The 24345-nt window shown below is 45.0% G+C and carries 22 protein-coding genes; 19 read left to right on the top strand and 3 right to left on the bottom strand.

Features of this window, described 5'->3' with window-relative positions:
- Positions 1–22 precede the first annotated feature (22 nt).
- The 13 genes from trpD (at position 23) to JO154_RS09685 (ending at position 12148) form a co-directional block, all read left to right on the top strand.
- Positions 23–1015, top strand: coding sequence for an anthranilate phosphoribosyltransferase (trpD, locus tag JO154_RS09625; RefSeq protein WP_291944378.1), 993 nt, complete (start codon positions 23–25; stop codon positions 1013–1015).
- Positions 1015–1821 carry an indole-3-glycerol phosphate synthase TrpC gene (gene trpC / locus JO154_RS09630; RefSeq protein WP_291944380.1) on the top strand — a complete coding sequence of 269 codons (807 nt, stop codon included), beginning with the start codon at positions 1015–1017 and terminating at the stop codon, positions 1819–1821. Before trpD ends, trpC begins: the two co-directional genes overlap by 1 nt.
- A gap of 12 nt (positions 1822–1833) precedes the next feature.
- Entirely contained in the window at positions 1834–2484 is a 651-nt protein-coding gene (locus tag JO154_RS09635; protein WP_291944382.1) for a phosphoribosylanthranilate isomerase, read from the top strand.
- Positions 2485–2511: 27 nt separating this feature from the next.
- A complete protein-coding gene (trpB, locus tag JO154_RS09640) occupies positions 2512–3720 on the top strand; it encodes a tryptophan synthase subunit beta (protein WP_291944384.1) in 1209 nt (402 codons plus the stop codon).
- Between the two features lie 6 nt (positions 3721–3726).
- Positions 3727–4497, top strand: a complete 771-nt coding sequence (gene trpA / locus JO154_RS09645; protein WP_291944386.1) for a tryptophan synthase subunit alpha — start codon at positions 3727–3729, stop codon at positions 4495–4497.
- Positions 4498–4524: 27 nt separating this feature from the next.
- Positions 4525–5118 (top strand): imidazole glycerol phosphate synthase subunit HisH, encoded by a 594-nt coding sequence (gene hisH, locus JO154_RS09650; protein ID WP_291944388.1) that lies wholly within the window; start codon positions 4525–4527, stop codon positions 5116–5118.
- Positions 5119–5121: 3 nt separating this feature from the next.
- Positions 5122–6264, top strand: coding sequence for a 1-(5-phosphoribosyl)-5-[(5-phosphoribosylamino)methylideneamino]imidazole-4-carboxamide isomerase (gene hisA, locus JO154_RS09655; RefSeq protein ID WP_291944390.1), 1143 nt, complete (start codon positions 5122–5124; stop codon positions 6262–6264).
- 10 nt (positions 6265–6274) lie between these two features.
- Positions 6275–7030 (top strand): imidazole glycerol phosphate synthase subunit HisF, encoded by a 756-nt coding sequence (hisF, locus tag JO154_RS09660; RefSeq protein WP_291944392.1) that lies wholly within the window; start codon positions 6275–6277, stop codon positions 7028–7030.
- 14 nt (positions 7031–7044) lie between these two features.
- Positions 7045–7644 (top strand): bifunctional phosphoribosyl-AMP cyclohydrolase/phosphoribosyl-ATP diphosphatase HisIE, encoded by a 600-nt coding sequence (gene hisIE / locus JO154_RS09665; protein WP_291944735.1) that lies wholly within the window; start codon positions 7045–7047, stop codon positions 7642–7644.
- Positions 7645–7668: 24 nt separating this feature from the next.
- Positions 7669–8754: a TlpA disulfide reductase family protein gene (locus JO154_RS09670; RefSeq protein WP_291944394.1), complete on the top strand. Its 1086-nt coding sequence runs from the start codon at positions 7669–7671 to the stop codon at positions 8752–8754.
- A 71-nt stretch (positions 8755–8825) separates the two neighbouring features.
- A complete protein-coding gene (locus JO154_RS09675) occupies positions 8826–9962 on the top strand; it encodes a TlpA disulfide reductase family protein (protein ID WP_291944397.1) in 1137 nt (378 codons plus the stop codon).
- Between the two features lie 283 nt (positions 9963–10245).
- Positions 10246–10608 carry a BlaI/MecI/CopY family transcriptional regulator gene (locus tag JO154_RS09680; protein WP_291944399.1) on the top strand — a complete coding sequence of 121 codons (363 nt, stop codon included), beginning with the start codon at positions 10246–10248 and terminating at the stop codon, positions 10606–10608.
- A 16-nt stretch (positions 10609–10624) separates the two neighbouring features.
- Positions 10625–12148, top strand: coding sequence for a M56 family metallopeptidase (locus tag JO154_RS09685; protein WP_291944402.1), 1524 nt, complete (start codon positions 10625–10627; stop codon positions 12146–12148).
- Positions 12149–12389: 241 nt separating this feature from the next.
- Here the strand turns inward: JO154_RS09685 and JO154_RS09690 are convergent, their stop codons facing one another.
- The gene (locus JO154_RS09690; protein WP_291944405.1) at positions 12390–13439 is read right to left on the bottom strand and encodes a formylglycine-generating enzyme family protein; all 1050 of its coding nucleotides are present in this window, start codon (positions 13437–13439) and stop codon (positions 12390–12392) included.
- Positions 13440–13601: 162 nt separating this feature from the next.
- Between JO154_RS09690 and JO154_RS09695 the strand changes: the two genes are divergently transcribed.
- From JO154_RS09695 to JO154_RS09720, 6 genes are all read left to right on the top strand, one after another.
- On the top strand, positions 13602–15002 hold the full coding sequence (locus JO154_RS09695) for a GH1 family beta-glucosidase (RefSeq protein ID WP_291944408.1): 1401 nt from the start codon (positions 13602–13604) through the stop codon (positions 15000–15002).
- Between the two features lie 195 nt (positions 15003–15197).
- Complete coding sequence (locus tag JO154_RS09700; protein WP_291944411.1) at positions 15198–15806, top strand: sigma-70 family RNA polymerase sigma factor; 609 nt, start codon at positions 15198–15200, stop codon at positions 15804–15806.
- Positions 15799–16512, top strand: a complete 714-nt coding sequence (locus JO154_RS09705; RefSeq protein WP_291944414.1) for a hypothetical protein — start codon at positions 15799–15801, stop codon at positions 16510–16512. Before JO154_RS09700 ends, JO154_RS09705 begins: the two co-directional genes overlap by 8 nt.
- A gap of 2 nt (positions 16513–16514) precedes the next feature.
- On the top strand, positions 16515–17942 hold the full coding sequence (locus JO154_RS09710; RefSeq protein WP_291944418.1) for a S8 family serine peptidase: 1428 nt from the start codon (positions 16515–16517) through the stop codon (positions 17940–17942).
- Between the two features lie 121 nt (positions 17943–18063).
- Positions 18064–20718 (top strand): CHAT domain-containing protein, encoded by a 2655-nt coding sequence (locus JO154_RS09715; RefSeq protein WP_291944421.1) that lies wholly within the window; start codon positions 18064–18066, stop codon positions 20716–20718.
- A gap of 81 nt (positions 20719–20799) precedes the next feature.
- Positions 20800–21390 carry a hypothetical protein gene (locus JO154_RS09720; protein WP_291944424.1) on the top strand — a complete coding sequence of 197 codons (591 nt, stop codon included), beginning with the start codon at positions 20800–20802 and terminating at the stop codon, positions 21388–21390.
- A 185-nt stretch (positions 21391–21575) separates the two neighbouring features.
- Here the strand turns inward: JO154_RS09720 and JO154_RS09725 are convergent, their stop codons facing one another.
- Positions 21576–22805: a hypothetical protein gene (locus tag JO154_RS09725; RefSeq protein ID WP_291944426.1), complete on the bottom strand. Its 1230-nt coding sequence runs from the start codon at positions 22803–22805 to the stop codon at positions 21576–21578.
- A gap of 19 nt (positions 22806–22824) precedes the next feature.
- Positions 22825–24159: a DUF4270 family protein gene (locus tag JO154_RS09730; protein WP_291944429.1), complete on the bottom strand. Its 1335-nt coding sequence runs from the start codon at positions 24157–24159 to the stop codon at positions 22825–22827.
- Between the last annotated feature and the right edge of the window lie 186 nt (positions 24160–24345).

Genomic DNA, 24345 nt, shown 5'->3' on the forward strand with positions numbered 1-24345 from the left:
TCAGTTTTATTCTTAAAGTATCATGAAAAAGATTTTAAATTATCTCTTCGAACATAAAACTTTCAGCCGCGAAGCTGCAAAAGACATACTGGTAAACATTTCCAAAGGTATGTACAACGACAGCGAGCTGGCTGCTTTCATGACGGTTTTCCTCATGCGCAGCATCACAATCGATGAGCTCCTGGGCTTCCGCGACGCGCTGTTGGAACTCTGCATTCCCGTTGACCTGAATGGTTATGATGTGTTAGACATCGTAGGTACAGGAGGAGATGCAAAAAATACATTTAATATTTCTACCTTGTCGTGCTTTTTGGTGGCGGGCGCAGGTGCGAAAGTCGCCAAACATGGTAACTATGGTGTATCCTCCGTTAGTGGTGCCTCCAATCTCATGGAGTTGGTAGGATACAAATTCAAGAATGATGACAGCAAGCTGAGAGCGGAACTGGAAGCTGCGGGCATCTGTTTTCTGCATGCACCGCTGTTCCATCCGGCACTGAAAAATGTGGCGGGTATTCGTCGCCAACTGGGTATCCGTACCTTCTTTAACATGTTGGGACCATTGGTAAATCCTGCTTTCGCACAACATCAGCTCATTGGCGTATACAGCCTGGAAATGGCAAGGGTATATAACTACCTCTTCCAACAGACAGACAAAAAATTTGTCATCGTTCACAGCCTGGATGGCTACGATGAAATTTCATTGACGGCTGATACGAAGGTGATTACCAACGCTGGTGAACAAGACTGGACGCCGGAACAACTGGGTAAACGTAAAGTACATCCGGAAGATATTTACGGTGGTAATTCTCCTGAAGAAGCGGCGAAAATATTCAATAAAATCCTGAAAGGGGAAGGCACCTGGGCACAGAACTCTGTCGTATTTGCCAACGCCGCGATGGGATTATATAGTCTGGGTAAGTACAATACTTATGAAGATTGCTTTGCTGCGGCAGTGGAATCGCTGGAATCCGGCAATGCTTACAAATCATTTAAAAAACTGATCGAATTACAGTAATGAAAAATATCCTCGCAGAAATAGTTGCGCATAAACATATAGAAGTGGCTGCACGTAAGCAGTTACGCAGCGTTGCGGAGCTGGAACAGGCGCCGATGTTTGGCCGCGAAACCTTGTCGCTGCGCAGTTTTCTGCGTCAGCCGGGAAAAACGGGTATCATCGCGGAATTCAAACGCCGTTCTCCCTCCAAAGGGCTGATCAATGGCGACGTAACTGTTCAGCAGGTAACGACAGCGTATACACGCTATGGCGCTTCTGGGTTATCCGTACTCACAGATGAAAAATTCTTCGGTGGTACTACTGATGATCTGTTGCAAGCACGTAGCTACAACCAGATTCCTGTACTTCGCAAAGACTTCATCGTAGATGAATACCAGATCCTGGAAGCAAAAGCTATCGGGGCGGATGTCATCCTCCTGATTGCAGAATGTCTCACTACTGAAGAAGTAAAATACCTCTCTTCCTTTGCCGCTAATCTCGGCTTGGAAGTACTGTTGGAAGTACATAGCGAATCACAACTGGAAAAAGTAAGCGAGCATGTACACCTCGTAGGAGTGAATAATCGCGACCTGACTACCTTCCAGGTCGACTTCAACCGCTCCTGTGAGCTGGCGCCTAAAATCCCTGCTGATAAAGTAAAGGTGGCGGAAAGTGGTATCAATGATCCTGCAAATATCATTACCCTGAAACAAGCCGGATTCGAAGGCTTCCTCATCGGGGAATACTTTATGCGCCAGGAAGATCCTGCCAGAGCATTTGAAAACTTTGTACAGGAATTAGAGCGACTGAAATTAGCACAACAATAAATCGGTGTAGTGATGGAGATAAAAGTATGCGGAATTACCCGGTTAAGCGATTTACAAATGTTGGTGGAGAATAAAGCCGACTATGCAGGTTTTATTTTCTATGAGCGTTCGCCACGCTTTGCACCCAATAGGATCGATGCCAGATCGGTGAGAGAAACTACCGGTATCAAAAAAGTAGGCGTATTCGTCAATGCAACCTTGGAACAGGTAATCCGCACGATTGTGGATTATGGATTGGATTTGGTGCAGTTGCATGGTGATGAGACACCCGCTTTTTGTGCCGCAGTAGCTACAAAAGTACCGGTTATCAAAGCTTTTCGTATAGGCGCTGAGGTGAATTGGGAAAAAGAAATCGCTCCCTACCTGGATGTAACCGCTGCTTTCCTCTTTGATACTGCTTCTGTAAAAGGCTATGGTGGCACAGGGGATCGTTTCAACTGGGAACTGTTGCAACAGTATCCTTATCAACATCCTTTCCTGTTGAGTGGTGGTATTGCACCAGGCCAGGAAGCGGAAATCGCTGCATTGCAGTTGCCAGCAATGATAGCTGTCGACATCAATAGCAAATTTGAAGACAGTCCGGGTGTGAAGAATGCAGAAAAAGTAACTGCATTTATTACAGACCTCCGTCTTGCGAAGCAACAAACAACAACAAAACATTAAACGTCAAACAACAAAAATATTTATAACATGGACATTGCGATTGATACCAGCAAATCCAAGTATCATGTGGATGAAAACGGTTACTACGGCAGGTTTGGTGGTGCTTATATCCCCGAAATGTTGTACCCGAATGTAGAGGAATTGCAGCGGAAGTATATGGAGGTATTGAGTGATCCTGCATTCCAACAGGAATTCGAGGACCTCTTGAAAAACTACGTTGGACGGCCTTCTCCCTTATATCTTGCCAAACGTCTGTCTGAAAAATATGGCGCAAAGATCTACCTGAAAAGGGAAGACTTGAACCATACCGGTGCCCATAAAATAAATAATACGATCGGGCAGATTCTCCTGGCAAAAAGACTAGGCAAAAACCGCATCATTGCAGAAACAGGCGCTGGCCAGCACGGTGTGGCTACGGCTACTGTCTGCGCACTGATGGGAATGGAATGTGTGGTCTATATGGGCAGTATCGATATTGAGCGTCAGGCGCCGAATGTGGCCCGTATGAAAATGCTGGGCGCAACAGTGGTTCCTGCTACCAGTGGTAGTAAAACGCTGAAAGATGCTACCAATGAAGCCATCCGTGATTGGATCAATAACCCAGTAGATACCCATTATATCCTGGGTACCGCTGCTGGTCCGCATCCATATCCAGATATGGTGGCCCGTTTTCAATCTGTGATCAGTGAAGAAATTAAGAAACAGTTGAAAGAACATACTGGCAACGAAAATCCCAATTACCTGGTAGCTTGCATCGGTGGTGGTAGTAATGCCGCAGGTACTTATTTCCACTATGTAGATGTGCCAGAAGTGAAGATTGTAGCCGTAGAAGCAGGTGGTAAAGGAGTGCATAGCGGTTTTTCCGCAGCTACTACCCAACTGGGAAAAATCGGTATTATCCACGCCAGCAAAACTTTGCTGATGCAAACGGATGATGGTCAGATCGTAGAGCCACACAGTATTTCCGCAGGACTGGACTATCCAGGAATTGGACCAATGCATGCACATTTATTTGAATCTGGAAGAGGTATTTTCCTGTCGTCCACTGATGACGAGGCCCTGGCGGCGGGTTATGAGTTGAGCTTGCTGGAAGGAATTATTCCGGCATTGGAATCCGCACATGCACTCGCGAAGCTGAAAGATTTACCACTGAAACCAGAAGATGTAGTGGTACTCTGCCTTTCAGGCCGTGGGGATAAAGATCTGAATACCTATATCACTAACATGAAAAAGTAAGACAGTATGCAGAACCGTATAGATCAACTGTTTGCTTCCGGGAAGAAAAATATCCTGAATATATATTGTACCGCTGGTTTTCCTGAACTGAACGATACTGTTACAATAATGGAAGCCCTCCAAGAAAATGGGGTGGATATCATTGAACTGGGTATGCCCTTTTCAGATCCGCTGGCAGATGGACCTGTTATCCAGGATAGCAGTACTCTTGCCTTGAAGAATGGTATGAGTCTTCATAAATTATTTGAACAACTGGAAGGATTTCGTTCAAAAATTCATCTTCCCGTCATTTTAATGGGATACCTTAATCCGGTATTACGATTCGGCGTAGAGGAGTTTCTGCAAAAATGCGCAGAAACGGGCGTAGATGGCCTTATTTTGCCAGATCTTCCAATGGCGGAATATGAGTGTGAATACAAGCCGCTGTTCGAAAAATATAACCTGGATTTGATTTTCCTAGTAACGCCGGAAACCAGCGAAGCGCGACTGCGTAAAATAGATGAACTGAGCAAAGGTTTCATTTATGCCGTGTCTTCCAGCTCTACTACTGGGAAAAATAAGGATATGGGTAACCAAGAGGAGTATTTTGCCCGACTAAAAAATATGCAGTTAAAGAACCCAGTGATGATCGGTTTTGGTATCAGGGATAAAGCCACCTTCGATGCTGCTGCCGCTCATGCCAATGGGGCAATTATTGGTACCGCCTTTATCAAGGCAATTGAGAAAAGTGCTGACCTCAAAGCTACCGTAAAAGATTTTGTAGCAGGTATTCGATAAGCCTGCACAAAAGAAATCAGTTCAATCATGAAAACAGTTATTGTAAAATACAACGCCGGAAATATACGCTCAGTGCAGTTTGCACTGGAGCGTATAGGCGTTAACGGTATTGTAACGGATGATGAAGCAGAAATCCGTTCCGCAGATAAAGTAATTTTCCCAGGAGTGGGAGAAGCTAGCACTGCCATGAATTACCTGAAAGAACGCAAGCTGGATCAGGTGATTAAAGATCTGAAACAACCAGTGTTGGGAATCTGTCTTGGCATGCAGTTGCTGTGCCGTCATTCGGAGGAAAATGATACACCTTGCATGGGTATCTTCGATGTAGAGGTAAAGAAATTTACTTCCCCGGTGGATAACCTGTTGAAGATCCCGCAAATTGGATGGAATAACATCGCTAATCTGCACAGTGTGCTCTTCGAACATGTTCCTGAAAACAGTTACATGTATTTCGTGCATAGTTACTATGCAGCATTAGGGGCCGACACGGTTGCTATTACCAACTACGTTATCAATTATAGCTCCGCACTGCAAAAGGATAATTTCTACGCGGTACAGTTTCACCCAGAGAAATCGGCAGAAGTAGGGTCCCGTATCATTGAGAATTTTTTGAATTTATAATAGATGAACATACAGCGCATCAGTGCGGATGATACCTTGCAGCTACGCCGAGATGTACTCTATCCCAACGAATCGCTCACAGCGGTGAAAGTGGATGGAGATGATGACGGGCTGCATTTTGGCGTCTATGAAGGAACACAACTGGTAACAGTTGTTTCGTTGTTTATAAAAGGACCTGAAGCACAGTTCAGGAAGCTGGCTACCCTTCCTGCTTGTCAAGGACGCGGATATGGAAAGGCCATCCTGGCGCATATCTCCGGCATCTGCCTACAACATGGCGTGAAAACGCTGTGGTGTCATGCAAGGGAATCGGCCACCAGCTTTTACGACCGACTAGGATATACCCAGGTTGGTGATTATTTCACAAAAAACGGGATCGTATTTGTTAAAATGCAGATTCCATTGGCAGTTAAAAATATGCAGCCATCTTTCGAAATTATTCCGGCAATAGATATCATCGACGGTAAATGTGTGCGCCTCACGCAAGGCGATTACAGTCAACAGAAAGTTTACAATGAACATCCCCTCGAAGTAGCGATGGAGTTTGAAGCCATTGGTGTGAAACGTTTACACCTGGTGGATCTGGATGGCGCTAAAAAAGGGGCAGTAGTAAACTGGAAAGTATTGGAAACCATCGCCGGCAAAACTTCCCTGATAACAGATTTTGGAGGAGGTATCAAAACAGATAAGGATTTACAAATTGTATTTGAATCCGGCGCAGCCCTCGCTACTATTGGTAGTGTGGCCGCCAAACAGCCAGATCTCTTTACCAGTTGGGTGAAACAGTATGGTCCGGAAAAAATATTCCTGGGCGCAGATGTGAAGGATGAAAAAATTGCGGTGGGTGGCTGGTTGGAAACAACAGAACTATCTGTTTATGATTTCCTGGAACAACATATCGCCAATAGCGTACATAATATTTTCTGTACAGATATCGCGAAAGATGGACTGTTGCAGGGTCCTAGCCTGGATCTCTACAAAAAAATCCTGGAACGCTTCCAGAACATTAATTTTGTAGCCAGTGGAGGGGTCAGCAATATCGCAGATGTGGCGACATTACAGGAAATAGGCTGTAGTGGCGTAATTATCGGTAAGGCCATTTATGAGGGTAGAATCTCTATGGCCGAATTAAAACCATTCCTCTAAATTTAATAGTATGCTCACCAAACGAATTATACCTTGCCTGGATATCAAAGACGGCAGAACCGTTAAGGGCATTAACTTTGAGAATATCCGCGATGCCGGCGATCCAATTGAACTGGGTGCGCTGTATGCCGCTCAGGGCGCCGATGAACTAGTGTTCCTGGATATTACCGCTACCAATGAACGTCGGAAAACATTGTCGGCACTCGTAACGGAAATTGCCCGCAATGTTAACATTCCTTTTACAGTGGGCGGCGGTATCTCCTCTGTGGAAGATGTAAGCGTACTGCTGCAATCTGGAGCAGATAAAATCTCCGTAAATACGTCTGCATTTAATAATCCTTCACTGGTAGACAGCCTGGCCAGGGAATTCGGCAGTCAGTGTATTGTGCTGGCTATTGATACCCGCTTTGAAGAGGACGACTGGTATGTATACCTGAATGGAGGCCGTGTGAAGACAGACGTAAAAGCGTTTGATTGGGCCAAAGAAGCCGTGAATCGGGGCGCTGGAGAGATATTGCTCACTTCTATGAACAATGATGGTACTAAAAAAGGATTTGCACTGGATATTACCGGACAGCTTTCCCAAAATTTGAATGTACCAGTGATCGCCTCCGGTGGAGCCGGCACGATGCAACATTTTGTAGATGTTTTTGAGACTGCCCAGGCAGACGCGGCTTTGGCAGCCAGCATTTTCCACTATAAGGAAATCGAAATCCCTGCACTGAAGAATTTCCTCTATCAGAAAGGGGTGAATATGAGGTTTTAACAAGACGAAATAAAATTTTTATGCAGATAGATTTTCAGAAATCAGCAGATGGCCTAGTACCGGCTATTATACAGGATGCAGCTACGCAGAAAGTGCTGATGCTGGGATATATGAACCAGGAGGCCCTGGAGAAAACGCTTAGCGAGAAAAAAGTAACCTTCTTCAGTCGCTCTAAACAACGGTTGTGGACAAAGGGAGAAGAAAGCGGCAATTTCCTCCTCCTCCAGGATATCAAAGTAGATTGCGATGCGGATACGCTGTTGATAAAAGCCAATCCCATAGGCCCAGTATGCCATACTGGCGCTGATACTTGCTGGGAAGAGAGCAACGTTAGTAATGACTTCCTATATGAACTGGAAGGGATTATTACAGATCGTATCAACAATCCTACAGAGAACTCTTATACCGCTAAGTTATTTGCTCGTGGCATCAATAAAGTAGCCCAGAAAGTAGGGGAAGAAGCAGTAGAAGTAGTGATCGAGGCGAAAGATGATAACAATGAGTTATTTTTGAACGAATCAGCCGATTTGCTGTTTCACTACCTCATTCTGTTGCAGGCCAAAGGGTTTACGCTCAGTGATGTAATTTCGGTACTGAAGCAAAGGCATAAATAGGTATATTTATAAAAATTTTAATTTATGAAACGATTTCTGTTGTTAGTGGGTACGGTATTGCTGACTGGCGCTGTATATGCCCAGGAAGTGGTATCCGGTGTGATCAAGGGTGGTACAGGTAAATATCTTTATTTGTTTGATGATAATGACAATCTCCCAGACGATTCCCTATTGATTAAAAATGACCAGTTCAGTTTTAAAGTAAAATCAGGCAAACAGGCATCTATATATGCTCTCATTCTGAAGGATGTGGAATATCCAATGCTGTTTGTTAGCGGGGAAGGTCCGGTACATTTCGTAACAACAGCAACTACGTTTCCAATTGCTAGTGAAGTAAAGGCAGGGCAGAATACCAAGGATATGCAGGTGTATCAAAGGGCATTTGAACCCTTGATTAAACAGGCAATCGCCCTCAATAATGAAGCCCGCACCATCAATGGCACCGACGAACCGGCAAAGGAAGCATTCCGTAAAAAAGTGGATGGTTTCAGTAAAGAAGTAATCGAGGTAGGTACAGCGTTTGTAAAAGCGCACCCTAAAAGCATTGCTAGCCTTTGGCTGATGCTGAATGAACTGCGTAATAGAGTGCAGCCAGATACCTTTAAAGAGCTTTTTACCGGACTTGATAAGTCTGTGCAAAATAGCAAATACGGAGAAATGGCTACCGCCTATATAAAAAGTGCCTATAGAAACGCAGTTGGAGTAACTGCTGAAGATTTTGTGCAGGAAGATGTAAAAGGCCAACTGGTAAAGCTTTCCTCGTATAAAGGAAAATATGTATTGGTGGATTTCTGGGCGAGCTGGTGTGGCCCATGCCGTCAGGAAAATCCGAATGTAGTAAAAGCTTATAATAAGTATAAAGGAAAGAATTTCACTGTATTGGGCGTATCCCTGGATGAAAATAAAGACCGTTGGCTGGGTGCGATCACCCAGGATGGACTGGCCTGGACACAGGTATCCGATTTAAAAGGCTGGGGAAATGAAGTAGCCATACAGTATGGCATTCAATCCATTCCGTCTAATTTCCTGGTAGATCCTAGTGGAAAAATCATTGCACGCAACCTTAGAGGAGAAGCACTAGAGGCTAAGCTGGCAGAACTGTTGCAATAGCCGTTTATCAATTTCAGGTTGATTTTAACCGCCTGTTTGAGCAAATTTGTTATTCGTAAAAATAAAAACCAATGAAAAGATTAATCGTAAGCGCCGCCATGTTGATGCCGGCCTTATTGTTTGCCCAGGATAAAAAAGCTGTTACAGGAAAACCTTTCACCATCCAAGGAACTGTTGCAAACCAAAAGACCCCGGCAAAAGTATTTCTAAGAATGCGTAAAGGTGGCGAAACGTACATCGATAGCACCCTTACCAAAGACGGTAAATTCACCATTTCCGGCCTCATTGAAGAGCCAACAATGGCTGGCTTGATGCTCTCCCCGGAAGATGCTGGGAAATCGATGTCTATGCGTAAAGATATGCTGGCGATTTTCTTGGATCAAGGTACTACCACCGTTACTACTACTGATTCCATCAGTAAAGCCACCATTACTGGTTCCAAAGCAAATGACGACTACAACAAGCTGACAAAGCAGTTGGAAGGCGTAAACCAGGCGGGTAAAGCCCTCCAGGCGGAATACCGCGAACTGGCACAGAAACAAGATAAAGAAGCTATCAAAGCCCTGGAAGCCAGATTTGATTCCCTCGATGCAGAAGAAAAGAAAATCGAAAAAGAATTCTACTTCGCTAATCAAGGTTCTCCTATCGCTATGTTCGTATTGAACCAGGTAGCAGGTTATGACCTCGATCCTAAAGCAGTTGAACCACTGTATAAAAAACTCAATAAAACAGCTAAGAATAGCCCTTCTGGTAAAGAATTCGCGAAAAGAATGGACGCTGCCCGCAAAACTGCTGTTGGTAGCCCTGCCATTGAATTCACGCAGGCGGATAGCACCGGTAAAAACGTTGCCCTGTCTTCTTTCCGTGGTAAATATGTACTGGTTGACTTCTGGGCTAGCTGGTGCGGACCTTGCCGCGCAGAAAATCCAAACGTGGTAAAAGCTTACGAGAAATTCAATCCTAAAGGATTCGAAATCCTCGGCGTTTCCCTGGATGATAAAAAAGAAAAATGGCAAGCTGCTATTGCTGCAGATAAACTCGGCTGGACACACGTTTCTGACCTGAAAGGCTGGAAAAATACAGTAGCTGAAATGTACGGTATACGCGCTATTCCGCAGAACGTACTGATTGATCCTAAAGGAAAAATCGTCGCTAAAAACCTCCGTGGTGAGGAGCTGGAAAAGAAATTGGCGGAATTAATGCCATAATCTTCCGAAAAAAATGCTTGTTTCATAAATATCTCGAAGGCGTCTCAAAACAAGAGACGCCTTCTTTTATTTAACCAAAGGAACGATCTTTCCTACCTGTCATCCCTGCCCATCGGGCAGGGACGACGAAAAAACAAAAACCGGATTTGACGTCGCAGACGTCAAATCCGGTTTTTGATACAGCTTCTTTTTGTTATGACACAAAAAAAACCGGAAAAAATTTGTTCAATTACGAAATGTTCGTAGATTTACGAAACATTCGTAGATGTAAAAAAGTCACCTAATGGAAAAGCTAAGTCAGCAGGAAGAAACTGCTATGGTAGCCATTTGGAAAGTGGGCAAGGGATTCGTAAAAGATTTCCTAGAAGTACATACTGCCCCTGTTCCGCCATATACAACCCTGGCATCTACCATTAAAAACCTGGAGAAGAAAGGGTTCATTGAAAGTCGTAAAGTGGGTAACGTATATGAATATACGCCAGTAGTAGAGGAGCAGAGTTATAAACAGAAGTTTATGAACAGCTTCGTGAAAGATTACTTTGCCAATTCCTATAAAGAGTTGGTATCCTTTTTTGCCAAAGAGAAGAAGATCAGTCCTGATGAATTGAAAGAGATCATCCGGATGATAGAAAAAGACAACCAATAATGTAAAATTTCGCTTTATGGTTCCAGAACTGTTGATGTACCTGTTAAAGGCAAACGTGGCGCTGACATTATGTTTTCTGGCATACAGGCTGGGATTGCGCCGGCTGACGTTCTATACCCTCAACAGAATTTTCCTATTGATAGGAATTGTGGTAGCTGCCATTTTTCCGTTGATAGATATTAATCCTTTTGTGGCAAAGCATGATCAGATCACACAGGTGCTGGTCTATATGCCCGACTGGCAGCAGTTACGCCAAGCCCCTACATTCAACTACTGGAATCTGCTCGTATACGCATTCTGGGCAGGTGTGGCTGTAATGGCTATTCGCCTGGTGATACAATTGGCTTCTATGTGGCGTATCCACAAAACGGCCGTTGATGACCAGATCGACGGGCAACAGGTGAAAGTGTTGTCCTCTTCCGTAAATCCGTTTTCCTTCTTTCAGAACATATATATCAATCCCGCTCTGCATCAGCCGGAAGAACTACAGGATATCCTGCGTCATGAGCAGGTACATGTGCGCCAGTGGCATAGTCTGGATGTATTGTTAGGAGAGATCAATAATATTTTTTACTGGTTCAACCCTGGTGCATGGCTGATGAAATCGGCTATTCGGGAGAACCTGGAATTTATTACCGACCGCTATCTGCTTCGCCAGGGCGTTGACAAAAAGAATTATCAGTACAATCTGCTAAAAATAAGTGGGATCCCATATGCGACGGCCATCGCAAACAATTTCAATTTCTCACATTTAAAAAACAGAATCATGATGATGAACAAACGGCAATCATCAACTTTTCAGGTAGTACGTTACCTGGTACTGGGTGCAATGGTAGGTGGTATTGTTTTATCCCTTAACTACAGTAAAGCAGCCAGCTCTGCCCGTGGTTTACTGCCTTTCATGAAAAAGGATACCACTACAAAACTGATCACCGGACATCCTGCTGAAGTAATTATTGTATCTAAATCCGGAGAGCCCGTTACCTTGACGGCTGATACAATTTCGCTCGTAGATACTGGTAAGGAAAAACTGATTATAAAATCGGCAGACAAGGTGAAGATTATCAGCAAGAATACAAATGGTAATCAGATTTTTATAGCCAACAGCAACACGCAGTCTTTTACAGCAAAATCTTCTCAAGACACTACTATCCAGCTTTCCAGCGTTGTCTTTACAAACGAACATGGGAATATAAAACAAGTAACTACAGAGGACAAAGTAGTAAACGATGAGAAAGGAGGAAAGGTAGTTGTTGGAATGAAATCAGAGAGTCTTACGCTGGGGGGGCCCCAATCTCCGAAAGATACAGTAAGACTTACCCTCAGTGCCAAGCCATCTAAGTCGAATACAGATGTTTCTAAATGCCTGATAATGATCAATGGCGTACAAGCTACCTGGGACGAGGCAAAAGCGCTCGATGCCAATGAAATTGAATCTATGCAAGTCCTGAAAGATGCCTCTGCTACTTCACGCTACGGTACAAAAGGCGAAAATGGTGTGATCCTGATCACCACCAAAAGAGAATCTCAAAAGCAATAAAAGATATTCAATAACCGCTCTTCTAAAGCAAAAAAATGGTCGCCCGAAATTACCCGGGCGACCAACTATCAAGAAGTGTTTAATTATCAGGAAACACTTATCTCTCAGGAAGTATTTAACTATTAAGAGCCGTCTAACTATCAAGCAGTATCTTACTCTCAAAAAGCATTTAACTATCAAGCAGTATCTTGCCATCAAGAAGCACTTAACTCTCAAGAAGTCTTTAACTCTCAAGGATTATTTATTTCACCCCACGGGCGCATCTGAAGCCCAGATTCGCCAGTCCAGATTCAGGAGTAGTTTTCATCCTGGCAGAAACCCGATAACCGCGGCAATACTCATCACTACACATAAAAGATCCACCGCGGATTATGTGTACCGGCTGACCCGGTTGCTCTGGATCAAAAGCTTCTGCTGGCCCTTGTGGGTTCACTGCTAATTGACCCTCTTTTCCATAATAATTGGCATTATACAGATCATTGCACCATTCCCATACATTCCCTGCCATATCGTATAGTCCATAACCGTTAGGCTTATACGATTTCACAGGGGCGGTACCAATGAAGCCATCAGTAGCAGTATTCTTATATGGGAAATTACCATTCCAGGTATTGGCTTTAGGCTGCCCAACAGTAAGGGCCTCGGTACCCCAAGGATAAGGTTGGTCTTTAATACCACCTCTAGCGGCATATTCCCACTCCGCCTCTGTTGGTAATCTTTTCCCTGCCCATTTGGCGAAGGCAGCGGCATCATCCCAGGAAATCTGCGTTACGGGATGGTTTTCTCGTCCTTTGATATCACTGTTTGGGCCTTCTGGGTGTTTCCAATTGGCGCCGGCTACAAAGCTCCACCATTGTGATACATCGTTGAAAGGCACGGCATGATCAGGCGGTGTGAAAACCAGCGCTCCCGCTGCCAGCATATTGCTGTCAGGCTCTGGAGATCCCGGTGGTAAGCCTCGCATCAGCTCCTCTTTGGAAATAGGCTTTTCCGCCGTGGTAACATACCCTGTTTGCGCCACAAACAGGGCAAATTCGGCATTGGTCACTTCATGCTCATCCAGGTAAAAACTATCCACTTTTACCTGGTGTTTCGGATATTCATCCGCATTACCGGTATTATCATCTGCCCCCATGGCGAAAGTGCCAGCAGGAATCAGTACCATGTGGTTCAGCGTATCCGGGGAAACCGGTGCTGTAACAGCATTCGATGCTTGCTGCTGCCCACAACTGGCTGCCGCCAGCATCCCAGAAAATAGGCAGATGTTTATGACGTATGTAAATCCTCTCATCGTAATTAGCTCACTGTTTATCAATACCTTCAAAAATAGTAATAAAGAGACGCGAAGTACTCATTTTTTCTGCAACCGCACTAATTTGTGGATTAGTGGGCGTCTTAACAATTTTATAATTAAGAATTTACGTAAACTGTTGTAAACTGCATCCATATTTCAATGTCATCACTGGTGTCAAATAATACGCCCAGTTTGCATATGCAGCAATCTGCTACACCTTTTACCCGCCAGGATTTCGGGGATGATTTCCTCTGGGGGGTGACTATATCCGCTTTTCAAACTGAAGGAGCTGTCCTGGAGGATGGTAAGGGCCTTTCTATCTGGGATACTTTCTCTGCCCGCAAAGGGAAAATTAAAGATCGTAGTCATGCGCAGATCGCGACCGATTTCTACAACCGTTTCCTCCAGGATATCCTGCTAGCCAAGATCCTGGGGTTTTCCGTTTTCAGATTTTCTATTGCTTGGTCTCGCATATTGCCTAAAGGAACGGGGGCAATCAATCCTGCTGGTATCGCCTTTTATCACAAGGTGATAGACGCCTGCCTGGAAGTGGGCCTGGAACCTTATGTAACGCTGTACCATTGGGATCTACCCCAGGCGCTGGAGCATAAAGGGGGCTGGTGTCATCGGGGGGTGATTTTTTACTTTGAGGAGTTTACCCGCATCTGTGTACGGGAATACGGCGCAAAAGTGCAAAATTGGATCATCCTGAATGAGCCTTTTGGCTTTACAGCGCTGGGATATATGTTAGGGGTACATGCCCCAGGAAAGTTCGGTCTGTCGTACTTCCTGCCGGCAGTACATCATACGGTGCTGGCGCAGGCTGCCGCCGCAAGAGTGATCCGGGAAGAAAAACCGGATGCCTGCATTGGTACTACTTATTCCTGTTCGCAAATTATTCCCAATAGCGATCATCCGAATGATCTGAAAGCCGCCCGGCGCGCGGATGCCCTGTTTAACAGGCTTTTTATAGAACCTGCCCTGGGAATGGGCTATCCGGTGGAGGATTTCCCATTACTCAAGAAAATAGGGAAGCGTTATGCCCTTTGGCGGGATTGGGATAAAATGGCATTCGACTTCGATTTTATTGGCATCCAGAACTATTTCCCACTGACGGTGAAATACAATGCTTTCATGCCTATCCTAGGTATGACGGAAGTAAAACCCCATGCCCGCAAAGTACCGGTAACTGGTTTAGGCTGGGAGGTTAACGGGAACGGACTATACGAAATCCTGAAACAGTTTGCTGCCTATGATAAAGTAAAGCGCATTATCGTGACAGAAGGAGGCGCTTCCTTCCCAGATACATTGCATGAAGACGGCAGTGTACATGATACTGAACGTGTTAGCTATTTTAACGAATATATTGGGGCGGTATTAAAAGCCCGCCAGGAGGGCATTCCTGTAGATGGATATTTCGCCTGGACACTCACCGATAACTTTGAATGGGCCGAGGGTTATCGTGCCCGATTTGGACTAGTATACGTCAATTTTGAGACGCAACAGCGCATTATCAAAGACTCCGGCTACTGGTTCAAACAATTGCTGACAGAACAATAGCCTTATCGCATAAAAATGAATATGGACCGCCGGGGAGGCGGTCCATTTCTTTTGGAGTTAACAGACCGTATTCGGTTCTTGCAGATTCTTTCCCTATACTTCCTTAGTCGGCTTATAATTCCTGAAGGGAAACATGCAGGATGAATTTTTTTTATGTAATTTAGTTGACGTTAGTTGTTTTGTTTAAGACCTCTTATGATACCATCATCAGCATTTAACGGCAAGGAGGAAGAAATCCTTGCAGGCTTACAGATGGGGGGCCCCAGAAGACGTGCGTTTGAAGACCTACTGTATTCCTCATATCAATATCTTATCCGGGAAGGAGAGCGGAAGTACCTGCTGTCTGGAGAGGATAGTGGCAGCGCTTATTCGGATGCTATTATCAGCGTCATCGATAATATTACGAACGGCCGGTTCGAGGGACGTTCGTCTCTCAAAACATATACTACCCAGATTTTTTTTAATAAATGTGTTGACCTAAAGCGAAAAAGTACGACTACTAAAGAGAAGGTGCATCATCATACCTACGACCTGGACCCGCTAGTACTCATGCTGCCGGATAATGCCAGGAATGTAGTACAACAGTTGATAGACAATAGTAACCGTAGTTTACTGCAAAGAAAATTGCGGGAACTCGGTGAAAAGTGCCGCGAATTGCTATTGCTCTTTGAAGATGGTTATGCCGATAGGGAGATAGCAGCCATGCTGTCTTACAATTCTGCCGATGTGGTAAAAGTGAGCAGGCGTCGTTGTTTGGAGAAATTAAAGGAAAAAATACAATCATTTAAAATCGGTTATGAGTGAAATACTGGACTATATAGATGATTATTTCACTGGAGCCATGGCCCCGGAAGAACGTACCGTTTTTGAAAAACGTTGCGAAACAGACAAGGCGTTTGCCCAGGAAGTAGCTTTTTATATCAATGCCAGAAGTGTAATTCGGGAAGAACTCCATACGAATAAACAACAGGATTTTAAGCACTTAGCAGCTCCACGCCCTCGTATGCGCGCGCTATACCGCTATATAGCTGCAGCGGCGGCCATATTGCTGCTGGTAATCGCTGGCTGGTGGTTTACCCAACGCACTAATTCTCCGCAGCAATTGGCATCCGGTTATATCCAGGATCATCTGCTGCAAATCAGTACTACTATGAGTCCGGGAGCGGATAGTCTCCAAACGGGCATCAGCGCCTATAACAGCGGAGATTATCCCCTCGCAGAGAAAATTTTTCAAGCACTCCTGGGAAATGAACAGTTTAAACCGGATGCTTTGAAATATCTCGGAATTGTATATCTTGTGACGAAACGATACGATCTCGCTATAGACCGGTTTACTCAGCTTACTGCATTGCCCCTGTATGCCAACCCCGGTCCGTTTTACAAAGCCTTGGCGCTGCTGAAGCGCGGTACCCCAAAGGATGTACAGCAAGCTAAAGAATTGCTGTTGGAAGTGAAAAATAAACAGTTGCCAGGCTACAAATACGCTACTGATTGGCTAAATAAAATATAATCATGAAACGTCGTAACCTTCTGTTACTGCTGGTAATCATTTTGATTATCCTGCTGATGCTATTTTTTCGCTACTGTCACTCTGGCGGAGACCCTGTTTCCAAACCCAAAACAGATAGCCCTTACCGCGCCCCGGAATATAGAAAAGATCAACTGGTCATCTATTTCAAACACCAGCCCAATGCGGCGGAATTGCACCGCATCCGGAAAAATATGTCCGACTACGGTATCGATACTACGAAAATTAAGGTCCAACGCTGTACTAACTGTACAGGTATGCAAATTGAATTGTGGAATGCTCCCAATATTGAAACCTATGTCCATTCTGAAAATGTGAAAGGTGGCTCCAGCACGGGCAGCGGTACCAATGGGGTAGGTGAGGATGCATCTGGTTACTATACGCCTAACTATATTATCAGTACGCCGCCAGAAGAATATCCTAGAATCCCGTATGATAGCCTGACGCGTAAACGAGTAATCCGCATTCCGTCCAAACCGGGTAGCGATACGGTGAAAGTGGCGATCTTGGATACAGGTATCGATGACCTACTACTAGCTAATCAGCAATTCTTCTGGAAAAACACCGCAGAAATCGCCAACAACGCAGACGATGATCATGACTGCCTGGTAGATGATATCTACGGCTGGAATTTCGCCGATAATAACAACCATATCCGCGATGATAGTCGCGATGGACACGGTACACATATCGCCCTGTTCATTATCAATGAGTTCCAACGTGATAGCGCCAACGCTTTGCAGTTGATGATCTTAAAAACGCATAACAGCAAGTCGGAAGGCGATTTGTTTAATATCCTCTGCGCTATCAGTTATGCGGCTGATAAAGGTGCTAATATCATCAATGCTTCATGGGGCTTCTACAGCGGATATAGCCTCGTGTCTCCCTACCGTCCAATCGATTCTATTATTACAGAGGTATTGGCCGATAAAGGTATCCTCTTTGTAACTGCTGCAGGCAATCGTATGGCTGCTCCGGATGATAGCGCGATGAAAATGGGTATAACAGGTACGGCACTACGTAATTTAAATTTGCATCATTTCTATCCTGCTTGCTTCGGTGGAAAAGATAATAATATCATTGTGGCTACTACGGTGAATGATGCTACTGTAAGTCCTACACAGAATTTCTCTGATAAATACGTAGATCTAGGCGTACTGGCGGACCTGGAAGAGAATGGTTACCTGAAATTCAAAGTGCCTTTTACACTGGGTACACCGCAATATGTCTCCGGTTCTTCCTACGCTACGGCCATTGTAACGGGACGCATTGCCGCTGTCTGCCCGGTTTCATGGTATAAAGGGCCTTTGAAAAAAGCTACTTTCCTAAAGGACACAATCGGCATACAGCCATTTAATAAGCTGATACAAAATCATCAAGTAAACGGAGGTAAATATATTACGCATAATTAGACCAATGTTCTCGGTACAATTGTCAGTATTCTTCCTTTATTGCCGCAGGCAACTGATACTATTCAGTTGCCTGATGGCGTTTGGCTGCGCATACGGCCAATGCCCACCTAAATCCGCACTGATGGATAGTATCATTGCGGTGGAGCAAAACAGCAACCCGAACGCAGAGAAACTGACACAGTTGCAAAAACTGCTACAGGTGCAACGGTCCTGTTTCCATGAAAAAGATAGCATCTATGCCCGCTTGATGCATCGGATGGGAAATATCTACCACCTGATGCGCTCATGGGATAACGCTATTGCCTATACGAAAGAAGCAATCGCAGTGAACCGCACTGCAAAGGCGCGACAGGAATCTTTCCTGGTAAACAGTTATTTCAACCTGGGGTTGTTCTATAATAAATTGCAACTGTATACGGAGTCCTATCATTACTTCGATAGTTGTATCCTATTGGGTATCAAATTTCCAGAGAAAACGAACATCGCGCTGATGGCCTTCGAAACGAAAGCGTTTGCGCTATATGGTAATGCGGATTATCAGCAGGCCAGAGAGGTAGCGGAACTGGGCGTCAGGGTGGCACATAGCGCTGGCGATACCCTGTCTGAAGTGGCACTGCTGGCACAAAAGGCGCAATCCATGCTGGCCTTGGAAGATACGGCGGCCGGAACGGTTATCAGGCGGGCGGTAGCGCTGTTACCTGCCAGTGCGCCGATGGAACATCGTATTTCCTGTTATGCGATTTACGCCAGCGTACTGGCCAAAGAGAAACACACCGCCGAAGCGATAAAATGGTATCGCGCAGCCATTCTGCAAAATAGTCGGCTCCAACGATGGGATCAATGTGCCCGCAATACGCTCGACCTAGGGAACTGTTATGCGGAAGTAATGAAGAACCCGCAACAGGCCATGCGCTGCTATCGGGAAGGAATTGCATTTGCTCGGAAATCCGGAGATGCTTATGTATTGGCAGGTGTGTATAACAATATCGGTTCTGCCTATTGGCACCTTAAAGATTATAAACATGCATTAGAGAATTATCAAGCGGGTCTGAACACGCTTCCATTGCAGTTTACAGATACATCATTTGCTAGGAACCCCGACTATGAAACATTACATCGGGTATCAAATGATTATTTCGTGTATACGTTGCTGAGTAATAAAGGGGAGTCGTTGTTGGATTTGTACAAAACTAGCAACAATAAAAATGTGCTGCTGGCGGCATTGCATACCTATCTGGCTGCGGATCAGGTGGTAGACTTGATGCGAAGAAAACAGTACGGTGAATCCACACAATTATACTGGCGGGATCGTACGCGCAAGATGTATGCACAGGCAATAGAAGTTTGTTACCTGATGCAGGATGCGTTTACAGCTTGCCATTTCTTTGAGAAAAGCAGGGCGGTATTGTTGAATGATAAATTGAATGAGCTGGGTGCGAAGCAATATTTGCCTTCGGCAGATGCGGACCAAGAGCAACAGCTACGCATACACGAAACAGCGTTGCGGCAACAGTTGGAGTCTATGACTCCAGACAGTTCGGCATATCGACAGGTAGCGCACCAGCTCTTTGATGCCAGGAGTGCGCTGGAACGATATATTTCCAACCTGGAAGCTACTCATCCTGGTTATTTCAGTTACAAATATGATACTACAGGCATCAGGCCCGGAGATATCCGGAAATACTTGCTACAAGCGGGCGAGTCGATGGTGAGTTATTTCCTGACGGATAGCAATGCGTATGTACTAACGGTGACACCTACACGGGAACAGTTGCATCGGTTTTCCTGTAATCGCGATGAACTGAAGTCTCTACAGCAACTATTGACACAGCGTACCATGACGGCGGCGGATTATCGGCAGTATACCATCTTATCGTGGAAGATGTACCAGCAGTTGGTGGCGCCATTACAGTTAAAGCAAGGTAGCGTAATTGTTTCCCCGGATGAATTTTTCCTGCCACTGGAAGCGCTGCATACGGATACGTCGCAACGGAATAGTTTACTGGTGCAGCAATATGCTTTCAGCTATGTATATTCTGCGCGTTCTTTGATAAAGCGTGCTCGCATACATAACGGTGCAGCTTATGATTTTCTGGGAGTAGCGCCGGTGAACTATGCGACTGAAATGCAGGTCCAGCCGTTGTTGGGAGCAGATAGGTCGGTAGATAACATTCGGGCTGATTATCAGGGCGTCCGCATTTTATTGGGCACCAATGCCACCAGGAAAAATTTCCTGGAACAGTTGCCGCGTAGTAGTGTGGTGCAATTGTATACACATGCAAGTGCAGGAACGGCGCAGGGAGAGCCCGTATTGTATTTAGCAGATGCTACTATCCGTTTGCCGGAAATTAAGTTGTTGGAAGACACGGTTACGTCGTTGATCATTTTATCCTCCTGTGAGTCAGGCTCAGGGCGACTAGCCCAAGGGGAAGGCGTGTTGAGTCTAGCCCGCGGATTTACCCTCACGGGTATTCCATCCGTCATTACGGCCCTCTGGCAAATCGACAACACCGCCACTTATGAACTGACGGAAAGCCTACATGCCGCGCTGGCAAAGGGTATTCGTAAGGATATCGCTTTACAACAGGCGAAAATAAAATATCTGAGTAATAATGATATAGACAGACAACTACCCTACTATTGGGCGGCCACTGTATTGATGGGAGATACTAGCCCTGTGCGGGTAGCTGAAAGTAGCAAATTCTCCTGGTGGTGGGTACTGATTGGAGCAGTACTATTGATGGCCATTATCTTTTTGGTAAAAAAAATCTTATAAAAGTTGTTTCCCTGAGCATTTCTATGCACGACTAATTTTTTAGTGAATCCATTTATTTATTAACTCCAAATTTCTAATGTTATGTCAAACCCCGTCTTTTCTAATATTGAGCATTTGGCAGGTATTTCTGCCAAGGCCACTATTGGTGGTAGTTATTTCCCAAATCCTGACGATCCGGGCCCATGGCCATGGCCTATAGGCCCAATCATTCGTGAAGCATGGAAAGTGAGCGTTCTTGAACATTTGGCGAGTCGTCATCTTGATATGAACGATTTTTTTCCATGGCCACGTCCGAATTGGGATAAGACCAGCTTTAAAGAAAAATTTGCCCGTGCTGTAGCGAGTGAATCTATTTCTTTTGCTGCTGTGATTGAACAGATTGCAGAAAGAAGGGCTGAACTTCTCAGCAATTATTTAAAGCACCTTACCCATGCATTCTGTCACTTGCATATACCTCCTCTGGTTGATCTGGAATGGCCGCCAAAAGGACCACAGCCTCCACAACCTCCTTGTTTTGATGATCACGATTTATTTATAATCGGGCAGGAATATAAAAAGGCCGCAGCAAGGTTCGAGGATGGCGCACTTAAGGAAGGACTTCTGAAAATTAGCAATCACTTGCTCAATATGTCTACTGGCAATATTGTTGGTGAAATACGCCCTGCCAATTAAAAAAGCGAATCAGTCTCGGACTTTAGCAAACTCAGTTTCAAACAGGTATTTCAGGTATACATATCTGTCCGTACTAAATTTTGAGGAGTGTTACAATTACATAACCACCGGGTGTTGTGGGTTCAGTACCTGGTGAAAAATTAAAGGCAGCCATTCGCAGGGCTGCCTTTTTTGATGCGTTGAAATTAATTATACGTTCGCTTGATGAACCATATGTCTCTCAAACTGAAATTGAAGACAGCTTTGATATAATTTTCTTTAATTAAGCCGTTGGCGCTGGTGCCTCGTTGTCCAGCTTCCAGGCCAATATAATACCTGAGTTGTCCATTTTTGCTCGGAGCAGAAAATCCAATGCTGCCTGACTTATCAGAAATGGCGGTGCCATTGATCACCAACGGCGACTGCGTATAGCTGAAGCCTGCCTGGAAGGTCATGCCTTCATAGGTTCTGTTATAGTATTTCTTCTGTAATGCGTATTCAATACCGGTAGAATAGCGGTGACCGTCCTGGTAATAATAGCCGGTACCTTTGTCTTGCAGGCCATTCCATTGCTGCTGACGATAATCTGCCACCCAGGTAACCGTACCATTACTAAGGGAGATACCACCACCCATTTCGGCGGGCAGCTTGAAGTACTGCGGGGTCTGTTCTTCTGTGAACAGCACGGTTTCGGCTTGGTTAACGATATTCACTTTCTCCTGGAGCTTCATCGTGGTTTGGAAGCGATAGGTAGCTCCCAAGCCCAGCACCCAGTTTTTCCCGATTTTACCGGTGTACTGTCCACCTGCGGTGAAGTTAGGTTTGAAAGTGTATGCATTGTTCTGCGTAACAACAGAGTCGGAGCCCACTGTTTGAGATACATTCAGCGGACCAAACAAAAACCCGGTGGAAACTCCAACGGAGAAGTTTTTGGAGAGCTGAAACCCATTGGAGATATAAGCCCTGTTTAAACCGCCGGTACCTTCCATAGTGCCAGTTACGGGAGCGCCGGTTCCGGTGATATATTGTTTGTTAAGCAATTTAAAGTTCATGCTACTGAAAGGCGTAATCCCTGCACCAATACCCCAGAATTTTGAAGCCTTGAAGCCTATTGCCAGTCGCTTGAAATTAACATCGGTGGCGTTTTGGGAAAGGTTATTGCCGGTATAGCCAACATTTGTAGCGCCGATAGACACATCCATCATAAAGTTTTGCGGCGCTAATCCGCTATAGGAAGCGGGGTTCAATTCATTGAGGTAACCCACTGGGCGCCGCCCGATGCCGGAGCTTCCCAGGCCATAGTTGCGGCTGTAATCCCTGGTTTCAAGGTCCCCGATACCAAAGGCAGAGTAAATGGAATTAAGCCCGTGCTGCGCTTTTGCGACGTTCGCACCCAGCATCAACACCCAAAGTATATGTTGTTTCTTTATTCTCATGTTGAGTAACTATGTAGTCCTATTTGTACAGTATGTAGTAAACCTGGATTTTTAACTTATTGACTGAATTTTGTTTGTCACCCAATACGAGTCGGTCCAAAGTGATTTTGCCATCGGATGCACTAGGTGTCAATGCCAGTCCACGTGTAGTATATCCCGTAGTGGAAAGTTCTGTCTGACAATAGGAAGTGATATCGTACTGATAGAAAGTATGTTCGTTGAACATATTATCGATTACCAGGGAGCCGTAGGAAAGGGTATCTGTAATCTTGTTATTGGCGTCCATGTGGCAGAGTGCGAGCCGTGGTGGGAGCCGATAATTGGAATAGCTGCCAGCTATGGGTTCTACCGTTAGTAAGACCTTCATAAGCTGGAAGTATTTCCCTAGTTGTAGGAGGCTTTTTAGATAGGGGATATCAATACGTGTAACCAATCCCGTTATAGGCTGCATATATGTTGCATTGCCAGTGCTGGAAGACGACAGTGTAGGCGCAGTATGGCTCAGGGGACTAATAGCAGTACCTGAGCGGTCATACGCCACATGGTTAAACTGAAGGGTAGGAGCCGTCATCTTGAAATCAGCATATTTAACTGTTGTAATCGCCTCATTAATATGATAATACAGTCGCATATAGAGGGAGCTATCGTTTGCCAGGAAACCGGTTACTGTTTTACTAGTAGGACCGGCTTCAATATTCAGCCCTTTAAAGAATTGTAACCAGGTAGCAGAAGTGCTGATATCCGCGCTTTTGCTGCGTATCATTTCAAACAGTTGTGCGCCCAGTGCGTCTGACATTGGTATCCTGATAACATTATCCGTTTTAGGTCGGAGGATGCCGGTAAACGAAGCTAAAGGTGTGGTTTCCGTCTGGAAAGTATTGTTGTTGTAAATATTGATATAGTTGGTAGCCGGCTGAATGGTTTGTTGTACGCGGTAAATGCGGAAATCCTGTTGGATGGTAGTATCGCCAACAGCATATCCATTGGGTTTCATCACCAGCACCATAGAATCGTAGGTAGCGCCGAATTCCGGGATATCCAGGGTAGGAGGTGCTGCAATCTGGAAGTAGGTACCGGCGGTGATTTTACCAAAGAGCGGGTCTGTATTCTGACCTACGAGGGCATTGCCAGCGCCGGAAGTAGGAACGGAATCATACTGGACACTCTGCATTTGTACCGTGAGGGTATCACTCAGGATATAATCTGTATTCTGATTACTAGCAATGATATTGTCGTAAGTAAATCCTGCTTTCTGACAGGAAGATAATGTTGCTATCAGTAGCACTATAGCCAGGATACCCGTTAGCGGAAAACGAAAGATCCTGTAAATGAAATGATCCCTTTTATAATTCATAGTGCGCAATTTTAGACAGGATCGATACTTACTTGAGCTGTAATATGCCAATAGGGGAATTTTATCGACGAACAGGAACATCCGTTCCATGTGCCGCCAATAGCGGCCCTAGCGGACTTATCACCCCAAAGATTACTGCTGGCAGATAAAAAACAGGGATTTATCCCGTAAAAACGGGCGACGATC

It is taken from the genome of Chitinophaga sp., assembly GCF_019236475.1.
Taxonomy (GTDB): Bacteria; Bacteroidota; Bacteroidia; order Chitinophagales; family Chitinophagaceae; genus Chitinophaga.